This is a genomic window from Treponema sp. R8-4-B8 (assembly GCF_054786175.1).
This window is the reverse complement of the sequence record NZ_BDHE01000279.1, coordinates 1-557: the sequence shown is the minus strand read 5'-3', so window position 1 is coordinate 557 and position 557 is coordinate 1. Positions and strand designations below refer to the sequence as shown.

The 557-nt window shown below is 48.3% G+C and carries 1 protein-coding gene; it reads right to left on the bottom strand.

Features of this window, described 5'->3' with window-relative positions; all coding sequences use genetic code 11:
• Positions 1–557 (bottom strand): family 43 glycosylhydrolase (locus ACYVRA_RS08390; RefSeq protein ID WP_461252272.1); only part of this gene is annotated, 557 nt, incomplete at both ends.

The window sequence follows — 557 nt, the reverse complement described above, 5'->3', positions numbered from 1 at the left end:
TGTATTTTAACTTAGTTACTTTTAAACTGCGAAGCCATGTTACGCCGCCTGAAGGAACGCTGTCATGGTGGAAAAGATACCACTTGCCCTTGTACCCCGTAATTGAGTGATGGGTTGTCCAGCCGACTACCGGCGTTAAAATCACTCCCTGATATGTAAATGGCCCGTAGGGATTGTCGCCTGTGGCATAGCATAAAAAGTGGGTGTCGCCGGTCGAATAAGAGAAATAATATTTGCCATTGTATTTGTGCATCCACGAAGCTTCAAAAAAACGCTTTTCATTTTCACCGGCGGTAAGCGGCTTTCCGTCTTTACCTAGAATGACAACGGGACGAGGCTCTTCCGCGAACTGGAGCATGTCCGCGCTTAACTTTGCCACTCTCGCGCAAATCGCTGGCTCATTTTTAGCGGGAAATGTCCCGCCTGTTTCCAAAGCCTTATTGTCCTTGTAGCGTTGAAGCTGGCCGCCCCAAATACCGCCAAAGTATATGTAATATTCGCCATTTTCCTCAAATACGCAAGGGTCGATGCTGTAACTGCCGCGAATTGGGTCGCCC